The sequence below is a fragment of the Lysobacter sp. TAB13 genome, from assembly GCF_052113885.1.
Classification (GTDB): Bacteria; Pseudomonadota; Gammaproteobacteria; order Xanthomonadales; family Xanthomonadaceae; genus Lysobacter; species Lysobacter gummosus.
The window spans coordinates 494,052-507,808 of record NZ_JBFRDR010000001.1; the positions used below are offsets into that span (position 1 = coordinate 494,052).

Annotated in this window: 7 protein-coding genes; 2 read left to right on the forward strand and 5 right to left on the reverse strand. The window is 68.1% G+C overall.

The window, feature by feature from the left end; all coding sequences use genetic code 11:
- Window positions 1-24 precede the first annotated feature (24 nt).
- Window positions 25-1,695 carry a serine hydrolase gene (locus AB4Y92_RS01775; protein WP_441818072.1) on the reverse strand — a complete coding sequence of 557 codons (1,671 nt, stop codon included), beginning with the start codon at window positions 1,693-1,695 and terminating at the stop codon, window positions 25-27.
- Window positions 1,696-1,894: 199 nt separating this feature from the next.
- On the opposite strand from AB4Y92_RS01775, the gene AB4Y92_RS01780 reads away from it, so the two are divergent.
- The gene (locus AB4Y92_RS01780; RefSeq protein WP_441818073.1) at window positions 1,895-3,163 is read left to right on the forward strand and encodes a TIGR03862 family flavoprotein; all 1,269 of its coding nucleotides are present in this window, start codon (window positions 1,895-1,897) and stop codon (window positions 3,161-3,163) included.
- Window positions 3,164-3,638: 475 nt separating this feature from the next.
- On the opposite strand, the gene AB4Y92_RS01785 is transcribed toward AB4Y92_RS01780, so the two are convergent.
- Window positions 3,639-4,268: a hypothetical protein gene (locus AB4Y92_RS01785; RefSeq protein ID WP_441818074.1), complete on the reverse strand. Its 630-nt coding sequence runs from the start codon at window positions 4,266-4,268 to the stop codon at window positions 3,639-3,641.
- 173 nt (window positions 4,269-4,441) lie between these two features.
- A complete protein-coding gene (locus AB4Y92_RS01790) occupies window positions 4,442-5,182 on the reverse strand; it encodes a sulfurtransferase (RefSeq protein ID WP_441818075.1) in 741 nt (246 codons plus the stop codon).
- Window positions 5,183-5,401: 219 nt separating this feature from the next.
- On the opposite strand from AB4Y92_RS01790, the gene AB4Y92_RS01795 reads away from it, so the two are divergent.
- Complete coding sequence (locus AB4Y92_RS01795; protein ID WP_057942663.1) at window positions 5,402-5,713, forward strand: HPF/RaiA family ribosome-associated protein; 312 nt, start codon at window positions 5,402-5,404, stop codon at window positions 5,711-5,713.
- A 201-nt stretch (window positions 5,714-5,914) separates the two neighbouring features.
- Here AB4Y92_RS01795 and AB4Y92_RS01800 read toward each other — a convergent pair whose 3' ends face one another.
- Window positions 5,915-6,580 carry an HD domain-containing protein gene (locus AB4Y92_RS01800; RefSeq protein WP_441818076.1) on the reverse strand — a complete coding sequence of 222 codons (666 nt, stop codon included), beginning with the start codon at window positions 6,578-6,580 and terminating at the stop codon, window positions 5,915-5,917.
- A gap of 359 nt (window positions 6,581-6,939) precedes the next feature.
- Window positions 6,940-13,557 (reverse strand): putative Ig domain-containing protein, encoded by a 6,618-nt coding sequence (locus AB4Y92_RS01805; RefSeq protein WP_441818077.1) that lies wholly within the window; start codon window positions 13,555-13,557, stop codon window positions 6,940-6,942.
- Window positions 13,558-13,757: the final 200 nt, after the last annotated feature.

The window sequence follows — 13,757 nt, forward strand, 5'->3', positions numbered from 1 at the left end:
ATACGGGCACTGCGTTCGCGCGGCTCAGGACTTCTTCGCCGCCTTCGGCTTATCGGATTTGGCCTCGGCGTCCTTCGTCACCGGCGTCAGCCGCAGATCCTGGAAATCGAAGCTGAAATCGGTCAGCGGCGAGATCGCCTCCATGCGCAGCTCGCGCACTTTCCCGTCCGGCGTCAGGGCGAAGTTGAGGAAAGCGTCGGCGTTGAGCCAGCGCTGATCCCAGCGCACGATGAAGGTGTCGTGCTGCCAGTGGCTGAGTTCGCCGACCAAGTCCTTGGTGCGGCCGAAACGCACGCGCAATTTGCCGCCCGCGGCCGGCTCGATGAACACATCGCCGTACCACGGATCGCGATAAGTGCCGGCGTAGCCCGACAGCGGCAGCGAGGGTTTGGATTTGGCGTCGCGCGCGGCGACATGTTTGTTCCAATCCTCATCGGCCTTGTCGCGGCTCTTGGCCAGGGCGGCGGCATAGGCCGCGTTCCAGTCGGTTTTCGGCGCGTCCAGGTAAGCGTCGAGCGCACGCAGCGTCAGCGCCTGGAACGCGCCGCCGAGTTCGGCGTTGGTCAACACCACCACGCCGAGTTTCTGCTCGGGCAGCAAGGTCACCCGCGAGACCATGCCCGGCCAGCCGCCGGTATGCCAGACCAATTTCTTGCCGCGATAGTCGGTGAGCTGCCAGCCTTCGCCGTAACCGGAGAAATTCGGCTTGACCGCCGCCAGTTCCGGCACCGCCGGTTCCGAGATCGCGATCGGCGTGACCACCGACCACATCTCGCGCTGGCGCTTGGCGCTGAACAAACGTTGTTCCTCGTCGCCTTCGCGGCCGTAGACGCCGCCGTCTAGCTGCACGCGCATCCACTTGCTCATGTCGTGCACGCTGGAATACAGGCCGCCGGCGCCGGCGACGTTGGACCAGGTCATGCGCGGCGCGGTCTGCAGACTCTTGAAATCGGCCTTGGCGTGGCCGCTGGCGACGTTGTCGCCGGCGCGGAGCGCATCGGCGTTGTAGCGGGTTTCGTCCATGCCCAGCGGCTTGAAGATGCGCTGGTCGAGAAACTCGCGATAGCTGCGGCCGCTGGCTTTCTCCACCACCAACTGAGCGACGCCGTAGAGAATATTGTCGTAAGCGTACTGACCGCGAAAACCGCCGCTCAGCGGCACTTCGGCCAGGCGCCGCGCGACTTCTTCGTTGCTGTAGTCGGTGCCGGGCCAGTACAGCAGATCGCCCGCGCCCAGGCCCAGGCCGCTGCGGTGCGCGAGCAGATCGCGCACGCGCATCTCGCGGGTCACGTAGGGATCGGCCATGCGGAACCACGGCAGATGGTCGATCACCCGGTCGTCGAGACTGAGCTTGCCCTCGTCGGCCAGCATCGACAGCGAGGCCGAGGTGAAGGCCTTGGTGTTGGAGGCGATGGCGAACAAGGTGTGGGCATCGACCGGCTCGGATTTGCCCAGCTCGCGCACGCCGTAACCGCGTTCGAGCACGATGCGCCCGTCCTTGACGATGGCCACGGCGATGCCCGGCACTTCGAACTGCTTGCGCACCGATTCAACAAAGACGTCGAAATCCCGCAGTTGTTCCGGCAGCGGCGGCTCGGCGGTGGCGGTGTTGACGGGCGTTTGCGCGACCGCGGCGGCGGCGCTCACGCAGATCAGCAATCCGGCGCCGTGCGCCTTCCAGTCGGTGGCTCGCATCGTTTCATGACCCTGGCAATCGGCAAGTCGCCCACTGTCGGCGATCGCACGGCGCGGCACCAGAGGCCGGAAGTTGGGTGGCGCCGGGCGTCCGGACCGGGCAGGCCGGCGGCCGGCGGCGCGCGCGCGGCATAATGCGCCGTCGCCCGTTGTCGGTTTCCGCCGGCGCTCGTTTCTTCGTACCCGGTTGATCCCGCCCATGCCCACCCCGCCCGCTCCCTCCCTGCTCCCGCTGCCCGGCCTGGCCGTGATCGGCGGCGGCCCGGCCGGCCTGATGGCCGCGCAGGCCGCGCGCGCGATGGGCGTGGAGGTGGATCTGTTCGAGGCCAAGGGGTCGGTCGGCCGCAAGTTTCTGATCGCCGGCAAGGGCGGGCTCAATCTGACCCACGGCGAACCGCGCCCGGCCTTCGACCAGCGCTACGGCCGGCGCAGCGCGGCGATCGCGCACTGGCTCGATCAATTCGACGCCGACGCCTTACGCGAGTGGGCGCGCGGTTTCGGGGTGGAAACCTACATCGGCAGTTCCGGCCGCGTGTTTCCGATGGACCGCAAGGCCGCGCCGTTGCTGCGCGGCTGGGTGCGGCGCTTGCGCGAAGACGGCGTGCGCTTCCACGTGCAGCATCGCTGCACCGGTTGGAGCCAGGACGGCGCGCTGCGTTTCGACACGCCGTCGGGCCTTGTGCATGCGCAGGCGCGCGCGAGCGTGTTCGCGCTGGGCGGCGGCAGTTGGCCGGAACTGGGCTCCGACGGCGCATGGACTGCGTGGATGGGCGAACGCGGCGTGGACATCGCGCCCTTGCAGCCGTCCAACTGCGGTTTCGACATCGGCTGGAGCGCGCACTTCGCCGAGCGCCATGCCGGCGCGCCGCTCAAGCCGGTGATCGCGCATTGGCGCGACGGCGACGGCATCGAGCGATCGCTGCAGGGCGAATGCGTGGTCACCGCCACCGGCATTGAAGGCAGCCTGGTGTACGCCTTGTCGGCGATGCTGCGCGATGCGATCGCGGCGCAGGGGTCGGCCTTGCTCGAACTCGATCTGGCGCCCGGCCGCGACCTCGCGCGTTTGCAGGACGATTTCGCCCAACCGCGCCGCGGCCGCAGCGTCGGCGAGCATCTGCGCCGGCAGACCGGGCTGGATGGCGTCAAAGCCGCGCTGGTGTTCGAGGTGTTGGGCAAGGACGGATTGAACGATGCGGCGGTGGTCGCGCGCACGATCAAGCGCTTGCCGCTGCGCCTGCGCAGCGCGCGCCCGATCGCCGAAGCGATCAGCAGCGCCGGCGGCGTGCGCTTGGAGGCGATGGATTCCGCGCTGCGGGTGTCGGCGCTGGCGGACAACGTTTTTTGCGCGGGGGAAATGCTGGATTGGGAGGCGCCGACTGGCGGCTATTTGCTGACCGCGTGCTTCGCCAGTGGCTTGATCGCAGGTCGCGCGGCGGCGAAGCGGTTGTTGGAAACACCGAAGGCCTGAGCGCCCCTCAAGATGAGTTCCCCCCTTTGAAAAAGGGGGGCCAGGGGGGATTTGCTTTTGCTCTCAGCAACAGCAAAAGCAAATCCCCCGGCGCATCAAGCGAAACCCTCTTCGCCAATCAACGCCGGGCGCCAGCCCCCTTTTTCAAAGGGGGCGAATTAACGCGGCTTTGTATAGATCAGGCATAGCGACATCGACAACGCGCACAAGCCACGTCCTGCGCCGTCGCCGCGGGCAGGGCTAAGCGGTTGTTGGAAATGCCGAAGGCTTGAGCGCCTCCTCAAGATGAGTTCCCCCCTTTGAAAAAGGGGGGCCAGGGGGGATTTGCTTTTGCTCTCAGCGACAGCAAAAGCAAATCCCCCGGCGCAGCAAGCAAAACCTCTTCACCAATCAACGCCGGCGCCAGCCCCCTTTTTCAAAGGGGGCGAATTGATGCGGCTTCTTTTCGATCAGGCGACACGACATCGACAACGCCTTACGACGCTGCCTTCTCCACCGCCTTACCCATATAAAACATCGACGCGCACAAACCCACGCCCTGCGCCGTCGCCGCGGGCAGATCGCCGCCCTGCAACGCCATCAGCTTGACCACATCGCCCGTAGGCTCGCTGACCTTGGCCAAGGCGATGAAACCCGTCGGCGTAGTGCCGCAGAACGCATTGGCCGGCATTTCCTTCGGCGGCGTCTGCTCGATCACCCGGCGCAGTTCCACCGCCTGGCTGGCTTCGACCTGCATGGTCGCGCCGTAGGTCTGGCCGGCCGAATACTGGTCGCCGCCGCGCACGATCGCCACGCGCTCGGTCTTGTACAGCGAACCGTTCTCGCCCTTGAGCTCCAGATCGTCGATGGTCAGCTTGCCGGTGGTGGCCTGCGCCACCGGATTACCAGGTTCGAACACACCCAGCGCGACCGGCGTGAGCATCGGCGGCGAAGCGCGCGAGACCGGATCGGCGTCCGGATCGGGCACGGCCTGCGGCGGCGGCGGCGGAGCGGCGGTGGTTTCCTGCGGGGCGGCAGTGTTGACCGGCGCGCTCTGGCTGCAGGCGGCCAACGCCATAACGGCGAGCGCGAGCAGACTCAGAGCGGGTAACGAGCGTCGGTTCATCGAGGGTCCTCAATTCGATTCAAATTCGGCCGGCAACGGCGCCCGGCCTGGCATCCATCCGCAACGCGAAGGGGATCCGGCGCGCGGGCGCCGGCGCGATGCGAACGCGCAGCCTAACCGCAGGCCGCGTTTGGACGGGTTAATAGTTTGTAATAAATGGCAAAAATTGCCGATCAGGCGGCCGCGTCGCGCAAAGGCCGCAACTGCGGGTCCAGCGCCACGCGTTCGTCGAAGACGAAGCAATGGCCCTGATAGTGCTTGCCGCCGACGCGCTCGAAGTAACCCAGGATGCCGCCGTCGAGCTGGAGCAGATTGTCCATGCCGTCCGCGCGCAGCCATAACGCGGCTTTTTCGCAGCGGATTCCGCCGGTGCAGAAGCTGACCACGGTGGCGTCGCGCAAGGCTTCGCGGTGCGGCGCGAGCGCTTCGGGCAGTTCGGTGAAGTTGTCGATCGGCAGGGTCAGCGCGTGTTCGAAACTGCCGTAACCGACCTCTTCGCGATTGCGCGTATCCAGCAACACGACGCGGCGGCCGTCGTCATCGACGCCGCGGTCGAGCCAGCGTTCGAGTGTGTCGGGCGTCACAGTCGGCGCGCGTTCTTGCAGCGGCGAGGCCTGATCGCGGCGGAAGGCGATGATCTCGCGCTTGACCTTCACCTTGAGCCGGGCGAACGGCTGGGCCTGGCTGTGGCTGTACTTGACCGCCAGCGCCTGGAAGCGCGGATCGGCGCGCAGGCCGTCGAGCAGGGTTTCGATGGCCGGCCCGGGGCCGGCCAGGAACAGGTTGATGCCCTCGCCCGCGACCAGCGCGGTGCCGCGCAGTTGCAAGGTTTCGGCCTGTTCACGCAGGTGCCGGGCGAGCTGCGGCGGATCGTCGATGACGGTGAAATGGTAGGCGGCGATGTTGACGATCATGCCGCCATTCTAAAGCACCCCCGGGCGGCGGCGCCTTTGCGAGCCTGACACGGCGGCGCTGGGCCGAAGCTGAACCGCGCCGCGAACCTTCCGCGACAGCCGCGGTCCCAAGTTTTGCGTGGCCGTATCGCGAAGGCTGGTAAAGCCGACGGACCGCGCAGACGCCGCGGCAGGGGCCCGGCGTCGCCCCCGACATCTGCGCCATAAGGAGGCGTTTGCATGAAGATTCAGCTCAACACCGACCATCACCTGCGCGGCGACGAATCGCTGACCCACCACGTCGAAGGCGTGATCGATCACAGCCTGAGCCGCTTCCGCGATCAGGTCACGCGGGTGGAAGTGCATTTGCGCGACGTCAACGGCCCCAAGGCCGGCGGCGGCGACAAACACTGCGCGATGGAAGCGCGCCTGGAAGGACGTCCGCCCGTGGCGGTGACCGAAGACGCCGACACCATGCGCGGCGCGATCAGCGGCGCGGCGCGCAAGTTGCAGAGGGTGCTGGACAGTTCGCTGGGGCGATTGTCGGGTTGAGTATGGGAGCGATCACAGTCGTCTTCGCCGTCGCTTTAATCGCATCGCGGCGGATGAAGCACTGCGATGTTCTATTCGCGGGCGGCCGGTCCGGATGACATTCGTTCTGGATGAGGCCGCCGGGTAATCGAACGAGGTATCGCAACAAACGGCCGCTGCGCGATCGCAGCGGCCGTTTTGGTTTTCAGGCGCGGTGTGCGCTTAACGCTTGGTCGTGATCGAACGCCGCAGGTTGTTGCGCGCGGCCGCGTCGAAGCGCTGGTGGTAGTAGTCGCTGAGGAAGATCCGCTCGCGTTTCAGCAGCCCTTTGAGAAAGCGCCGGCGGTTGAGCCGGAACAGCGGCCCGGGCACGTGGCCGCGGTACTCCGAGGCGATGCCGCGGTCGTAGGCGTCGAACGCCGCCGGCTCGGCGCCGAGGATGGCCATGTCGCCGTCGAGGAACAGGCGGGTTTGTTCGTCCACATCCTCGCGCGCGATCGCGCCGTGGCGCGCGGTGAGTTCGATGAGTTCGACGACGCGATCGCTGTCGATGCCGGCGCCGGCCATCCAGCGGGCAATGTGTTCGCGCGCGAGCAGCGCCGAGCGCGCTTCGTTGTCGCGGCGTCCGGCTTCGTAGATGGCGTCGTGGTACAGCACCGCCAACGCCACCTCGCGCGGCTGCGTCCAGCCGGGGCCGGCGGCGACGTCGGCGTAATGGCGCAGCACTTCGGCGACGTGGCCGATGTTGTGGTAAGCGCGCGGCGGCGTGGCGTAGGCGGCTTCGAGCGCGGCGCGCTGTTCGGGCGCGAGTTGCAGCGACAGTTGCGCCAGCGCGGTGTCGGGCAGGCGGTCTTTGGAATCGGACGGAGCGGCGGCGATTTCGGACATAGCGGCGAGGCTGCTACGGAGGGGTGCGGCATCTTGGCATTTTTGCCGTTGTCGCGGCGTGGCGGTTGTGTTGGCCTGGTGTACGGAATGCGTCGACAAATTGCCCCCTTTGAAAAAGGGGGCTGGCGCCTGCGTTGATTGGCGAAGAGGGCGTTGCCTGCTGCGCTGGGGGATTTGCTTTTGCTGTTGCTTAGAGCAAAAGCGAATCCCCCCTGCCCCCCTTTTTCAAAGGGGGGAACAGCACGGGCTTTGGTTGGGTGACGGGCTAGTCCGCCCCGCAAAACAAAACGGGCGCGACCCTGAGGCCGCGCCCGCTTCACATACCTACCACCTTCCGATCCAGACCGGCCCCACGCCGATCAGTACTTCTTCTCGAAGTTGATCATGAAGCTGTTGTCGTCGTCATTGCCGCTGCCGAACAATCCGCGGTACTCGAACCGCAGCGCCCAGTCGCGCTCGCTCTGCAACACAGCCCCCAGGCCGAACACGAAGCGGTTGCGGTCCAGGCCCTGCAGGCGCGCACGGTAGAACGGGCCGCCGATCATGTCGGCATAGCTCATCGTCGCGAAGCTGTCGTCCTGGAAGTCGTGCTGGTATTCCAGGCGCAACTGCGGCGAGAACGTGCCCCAACGCACCGGGTAACGGTAATCCACGCGCAGGCCCAGGCTGGTGGTGGTGGTATCGACCTTCTGGTCGCGATAAGCCAGCACGTACTGCGGATCGCCGTTCTCGGTGTAGCCGTCGAGCGTGGCGCGCGCCACGTCCACGCGGGCGTAGGGCGACACGCGCAGGCGATCGCGCTGGTAGTCCATGCCGGCGGAGACCGATGCGAACCACTGGTTGCCGTCGCGGCTACCGCGGACCATGCCGCCGGTGTCGGTGACGTAGCGGCGCGAGTCGAACGACATCCACTGGTAACCCAGCAAGCCGTCGAGATAGAAGCTCTCGCCCGGGTGGTAGCTGGCGTACAACACCGCACTGTAGCTCTCGCCCTTGCTGCGGCTGCCGCGCGTGCCGACATCGGTGTCGTCGCGGCCGTAGCCGATGCCGCCGCCGAAGGCGAAGTCGCGACGCAGGCGGTAATCCGCGCCCAGGCTGATGCCGCTGGTCTCGAAGTCCAGCCCGGCCGAGCCGCCGCCGCGTCCGTCGCGGTTGCCGCTGTTGATGGTGCCGCCGGTCCAGATGCCGTACTGCGGACCGGTGCCTTCCACCGCCGGCTTGGGTTCGAGCGAGGCGCGCTCGTCGCCGAGCATCGGTTGACGGCAATCGCTGCCCGGCGTGCGCCGCGCTTCGTCGCGGCAACGCGAGTCGATCGAGAAGCTCAGGCCGTTGTCGAAGCGCGTGCCCGCCGTGCCGCCGTCGTGCAAGCCTTCCATGCGCTGCTGGAAGTTGCCGATCTGCGAACTGGCGAAGCGGCGCGCCGCCTCGGTCTGGGCGTTGAGGATGCCGAGCACTTCCGGATCCTTGGAAGGATCGCTGCGCGGCATGACTTCGATTTCGATCGTCGCCACCGCCGATGTGGCATAGGCATTGTTGAGGGTGAAGCTGGCCACGGTGACGCCGGAATAGCCGATCACCGAGGTGTAGCGCAGCTCGTAAGTGCCGCCCGATGCGCCGACCGTCGCCGTGCCGGCGTTGGCCGGCGTCAGGGAGACCAGATTGGCCGCGGTGAACGGGCCGCCGCGCGCGCCCAGGGTCAGATCGACGGTGATCGTCGCGCCGGCCACGGTACGCACGCGCCGCGATTGCGCGACCGGCACCGCGTTGACGGTGATGGTCGAGGTGATCGGCGCGGACGGGCCGAAGGCGTTGTTGAGGGTGTAGGTCAACGCGATCGCACCGACGGTATCGGCCGCGGGCGTGTAGAGGATCTGCGTGCCCTGCACCACCGCCGTGCCCGAGCTCGGCGGCGTCAGCAAGGTCACGCCGGTGAACGGACTGCCGCTGGCGCCGTTGGCGGCGTCGATGGTGACCGCCTGCGTCTGCAGCGTGGTCACGTTCTGCGGCTGGCCCACCGGCACCGGCAGGGCGGTCACGGTGATGCTGACCGTGGCCGGCGCCGAGGTGCCGCCCGGACCGCTGGCGGTGTAGGTGAAGCTGTCGCTGCCGAAGTAGTTCGCGGCCGGCGTGTAGATCACGTTGATGCCGCTGGCGGTCGCGGTGCCGTGCGCCGGCGCCGAAGCCACCGCGACGGCGGTGATGATGCCGGTGTCGTTGGCGGTGACGTTCACGGTGACCGCCTGGTTGGACGGCGTGGTCGCGCTGTCGTTCACCGCCACCGGGACCGCATCGGCGATCACGATGGTGTACGGCACCGTGGTGTTGTAACCGGCGTCGTCGGTGGAGCGGATGTTGGCGGTATAGCTGCCGGCCGTGGTCGGCGTGCCGCTGAGCACACCCGCCGAGCTGAAGCTCAAGCCGATCGGCAGATTGCCCGAGACGATCGCGTAGCTGTACGGCGCGATGCCGCCGCTACTGGTCAGCGTCTGGTTGTAGGCCACGCCGACGATGCCGCCGGGCAATGTCGCCGGCGCGATCACCACGGTCGCCGGGTCGATGGTGAAGGTGTAGACCTTCGACGCGGTCTGGCCGTTGCTGTCGGTGGACTGCACGGTGAGGCTGAAGTTGCCGTCCGAGCGCGGCACGCCGGAGAACACGCCGGCCGAGCTGAAGCTCACGCCGACCGGCAACGCGCCGCTGAGCAGCGAATAGCTGTACGGCGCGACGCCACCGGTGCTGCTCAAGGTGGCGTTGTAGGCGACCGCGGCGGTGCCGTTGGGCAGGGTCGGCGGATCGATGGCGATGACCGGAGTCGCGACCACGATCGTGTAGCTCTGCTGCACCGAGAACGGAGCGCCGGCGCCGGTGCTGGAATCCTGCGCGCGCACCGCGACGTTGTAGTTGCCCGGCACCGTCGGCGTACCGCTGAGCACGCCGGCCGAGCTGAAGCTCACGCCGACCGGCAAGGAGCCGCTGACCAGGCTGAAGCTGTACGGCGCGGTGCCGCCGGAAGCGGCGAAGTTGATGGTCGAGGCGACGCCGTAATTCATCGGCAGATTGCCCGCCGCCGGCGTCATCGCCATGGTCGGTGCGCTCACCGTCAACACGAAGGCCTGCGCCTGGAAGAACGGCCCGTTGCCGGTGCTGCTGTCGGTGGCGCTGGCGTTGAGCGGGAAGGTGCCGGCCGCGGTCGGCGTACCGCTGACGGTCACGCTGTTGGCGGTGTTGCCGGTGATGCTCAGGCCCGCCGGCAGACCGGCGACGTTGTAGCCGCTGAACGGCTGCGCGCCGCCATTCCAGGTGAAGGTCTGGGTGTAGGCCGCGCCGACCTGCGTGGTCATCGGATCCGACGCCGTCACCGAAATGACCGGATTGGCCACGGTGACATTCACCGCGGCCGGAGCCGAGGTGCCGACACTGTTGCTGGCCGTATAGGTGAACGGATCGGGTCCGGCGTAGCCCGGGTTCGGCTGATAGATGATGTTCAAACCGCTGACGCTGGCGGTGCCGTGCGCCGGCGGAGCCGCGATCGCGATCGACGCCGCGATGCCGCCGCTGGTGTTCGCGGCGAAGGAAACCGGCGGGCTGTCGTAAGCCACAGGCGGCGGCGTCAGCGGATTGGCGACCGGCACGATGTCGTTGACCACCAGGGTGTAGCTCTGCGGCGCCGAGCTGTAAGGACCGGTGCCGGTGCTGCTGTCGGTGGCGACGACGGTGAAGTTGAAAGTGCCCGGCGCGCTGGGCGTGCCGGAAAGCTGGCCGGCGCTGCTGAAGCTGATGCCCGCGGGCAAGCTGCCCGAAGCCAGCGCGTAGGAATACGGCGAGGTGCCGCCTGTGGCCGGATTGAGGCTGGCGCTGTAGGCCGAGGCCACGGTCGCGTTCGCCAGAGAGGTCGGCGGCAGCACGATGGTGGAGGCGCCGATGGTCAGCGAATAAACGCGCGAACCGGTGTACGGGCCGCTGCCGGTGCTGCTGTCGGTCGCGGTGACGGTGAAGTTGAAGGTGCCGCCCGCGGTGGGCGTGCCGCTGATCGTGCCCGTGCTGCTCAGGCTCACGCCGGCCGGCAGGGCGCCGGCGCTGAGCGCGAAGCTGTAGCCCGGCGTGCCGCCCGACGCGGTCAACGCCTGACTGTAGGCCTGCGCGACGCCGCCGTTGGGCAGCGCGGCCGGCACGATGGCGATCGTCGCCGCGGCCACCACCACCGGATAGGCCTGCGAACCGGTCTGGCCGTGCGCATCGGTCGCGGTGACGGTGAAGTTGAAGGTGCCGCCCGCGGTCGGCGTGCCGCTGATCGTGCCCGCACTGCTCAGGCTCACGCCGGCCGGCAAGGCACCGGCACTGAGCGTGTAAGTGTACGGAGCGATACCGCCGCTCGCGCTCAACGCTTCACTGTAGCTCGCGGCGATCTGCGCGCCCGGCAAGGTGGGCGGCGCGATCACGATGGTCGGCGCGGCCACCTGCAGCACGTAGTTCTGCGTGCGCGAGAACGGTGCGCCGGCTCCGGTGGAGCTGTCGGTCGCGCGCACCGAGAAGGTGAACAGACCGGTCACGGTCGGCGTACCCGACAACAGGCCGGTGGCGCCGGCCAGGCTCAGGCCGGCCGGCAACGCGCCCGCCGAAACGGTGTAGTTGTAGGTCGGCGTGCCGCCGCTGGCGACGAAGGCCTGGCTGTAGGCAGCGCCGTAAGTCGCGCTCAAGGTGCCCGCGGCCGGGGTCATGCTCAGCGTCGGCGCGCTCACCGTCAGGGTGAAGGCTTGGCCGGTGGTGAACGGACCGCTGCCGGTGCTGCTGTCGGTCGCGCTGGCGTTGAGCGTGAAGCTGCCCGCCGCGCTCGGCGTGCCGCTCACGGTGACGCTGTTGGCGGTGTTGCCGGTGATGCTCAAGCCGGCCGGCAGACCGGTCACGGCGTAACCGCTGAACGGCTGCGCGCCGCCGTTCCAGGTGAAGGTCTGGGTGTAGGCGGTGCCGACTTGCGCGGTCAACGGGCCCGACGCGGTCACCGTGATGCCCGGGGGCAGCACGGTGATGGTGACCGTGGCCGGTGCCGAGGTTCCGGCACTGTTGGTCGCGGTGTAGGTGAAGGTATCCGGACCGGCGTAGCCCACGGTGGGCTGGTAGGTGATCGACAGACCCGACGCGATCGCCGTGCCGTGCGCCGGCGCGGTGCCGATCGCCACCGAAGTGGCGAGGCCGCCGCCGGTGGTGTTCAGCGCGATCGCGGTGGGGCCGGCGTTGTAGCTCACCGACTGCGTGACCGGATTGGCCACAGGCGGAATGTTGATCACCTGCAGCGTGTAACCGCGCGGCGCCGAGCTGTAAGGCCCGCTGCCGGTGCTGGTGTCGGTGGCGGTGACGCTGAAGTTGTAGGTGCCGGCCAAGGTCGGCGTGCCCGACAAGGCGCCGGCGCTGCTCAGGGCGATGCCCGCCGGCAGCGCGCCTGCGGTGACCGCATAGGTGTACGGCGCGGTGCCGCCGCTGGCGGCGTTCAAGGTCGCGCTGTACGCCTGGTTCTGAGTCGCATTGGCCAGCGTGGTCGCCGGCAGGTTGATCGTCGGCGCGGCGATGACCAGCGTATACGCGCGCGAACCGGTATGCGGCGCGCCGGTGCCGGTGCTGCTGCCGGTCGCGGTGACGGTGAAGTTGAAGGTGCCGCCCGCGGTGGGCGTGCCGCTCAGTGCGCCGGCGCTGCTCAGGCTCATCCCGGCCGGCAACGCACCGGCGCTGATGGCATAGGTGTACGGCGCGATGCCGCCGCTGGCGGTGATGGTCTGGCTGTAGGCCGCGGCGACCGTGCCGTTGGTCAAGGTGGCCGGCGCGATCAAGATCGTCGGCGGAGCGATCACCAGGCTATAGGCGCGGGTACCGGAGAAGTTGGCGTTATCGGTGGCGCGCACGGTGAAGTTGAACGTGCCCGCCGCGGTCGGCGTGCCGGTCAGCTCGCCGGTGGTGGTGTTGAGCGCGAGCCCTGCCGGCAGCGCGCCGGCGGCAAGAGAGAACGTATACGGCGCGGTGCCGCCGCTACCGGTAAAGGCCTGGCTGTAGGCGACGCCGACGGTAGCGCCCGGGATGGTGGCCGGGTTGACCACGATGGTCGGCGGTTCGATGACCGTGACCGTGTAGTCCTTGAGTCCGAAATTATCCGAGCCGTCGTTGGCCGTGCTGCCGTCCTTCGACTTGATCCGGAACGTGAACGTGCCGGAGACCGTCGGCGTTCCGCTGATCACGCCGCCCGAACTCAGGCTCAATCCGTTCGGCAGCGGGCCGGGCACGGCTTCCAGGGTATAGGTGTACGGCGCCACGCCGCCGCTGCTGGTCAGCGTGGTCGAGTACGGCACCGTGCGCGCCGGGGTCGGCAACGCCGCCGGGCCGATCGCCGGCGGCGTGTTGGGAATGGTGAAGGTGTAGGACTTGGTGGTGGTCAGCGGCGTCGGCGCGGTCGAATCGGTCACGCCGATGTTGACGGTGAAGCTGCCGCGCCGGGTCGGGGTGCCGCTGAAGGCGCCGCCGCTGAAGGTCATGCCGGTCGGCAACGTGCCGGCGCTGAGGTTGAACACGTACGGCGCAACGCCGCCGGTGGCGCTCAGCGCCTGAGTGAAGGGCAGGCCCAGCGCGGGCGCGATCGACGCCGGCGACACCACGATCGGGCTCGCCGACGGCGCGATGGTCACATTGACGTTGACCGTGCCGCCGGTGCCGTCGTTGAAGACGAAACTGTCGCTGGTCGCGCTGTCGCCGTTATGGGTGTAGGTGACGGTCTGCGGACTGAACTGCGAGATGGTGACGATGCCGTGCGTGGGCGGAACATAGCCCGGCGCGCCGACGCCGCCGATGCCCAGGTTGTCCGGGCCGTCGCAGGCGCTGGCGTCGATGATGTGCGCGCCGTTGTTGGTCACGCTGATATTGAACGGTCCGCAAAAGACCGAAGGCGCCGCCCAGGCACCGCTGGACCAGGCCGTCAGGCCGAGGCAGATCAGCAACAGCGCGAACCGGCGCAGGGCCGACCCGAACCCACCAATAGCGAACCGATCCGGTCCCGAGGAGACGGCCGGACGGGCCAACGAAACGCCCGAATGACGCGCTGACTGCTGCTGCATGGCTGTGATCCCCTGATGTCCGCAAAACCGCCTTCTGGCGCGTTCTGCCGACGTTCCCGCTGTCTGGATAGGTCGTTCGTCCG

Bases quoted from the DNA above. Each gene is read 5' to 3' on its own strand.
- AB4Y92_RS01775 (WP_441818072.1), bottom strand. From the start codon at position 1,695: ATGCGAGCCACCGACTGGAAGGCGCACGGCGCCGGATTGCTGATCTGC.
- AB4Y92_RS01780 (WP_441818073.1), top strand. From the start codon at position 1,895: ATGCCCACCCCGCCCGCTCCCTCCCTGCTCCCGCTGCCCGGCCTGGCC.
- AB4Y92_RS01785 (WP_441818074.1), bottom strand. From the start codon at position 4,268: ATGAACCGACGCTCGTTACCCGCTCTGAGTCTGCTCGCGCTCGCCGTT.
- AB4Y92_RS01790 (WP_441818075.1), bottom strand. From the start codon at position 5,182: ATGATCGTCAACATCGCCGCCTACCATTTCACCGTCATCGACGATCCG.
- AB4Y92_RS01795 (WP_057942663.1), top strand. From the start codon at position 5,402: ATGAAGATTCAGCTCAACACCGACCATCACCTGCGCGGCGACGAATCG.
- AB4Y92_RS01800 (WP_441818076.1), bottom strand. From the start codon at position 6,580: ATGTCCGAAATCGCCGCCGCTCCGTCCGATTCCAAAGACCGCCTGCCC.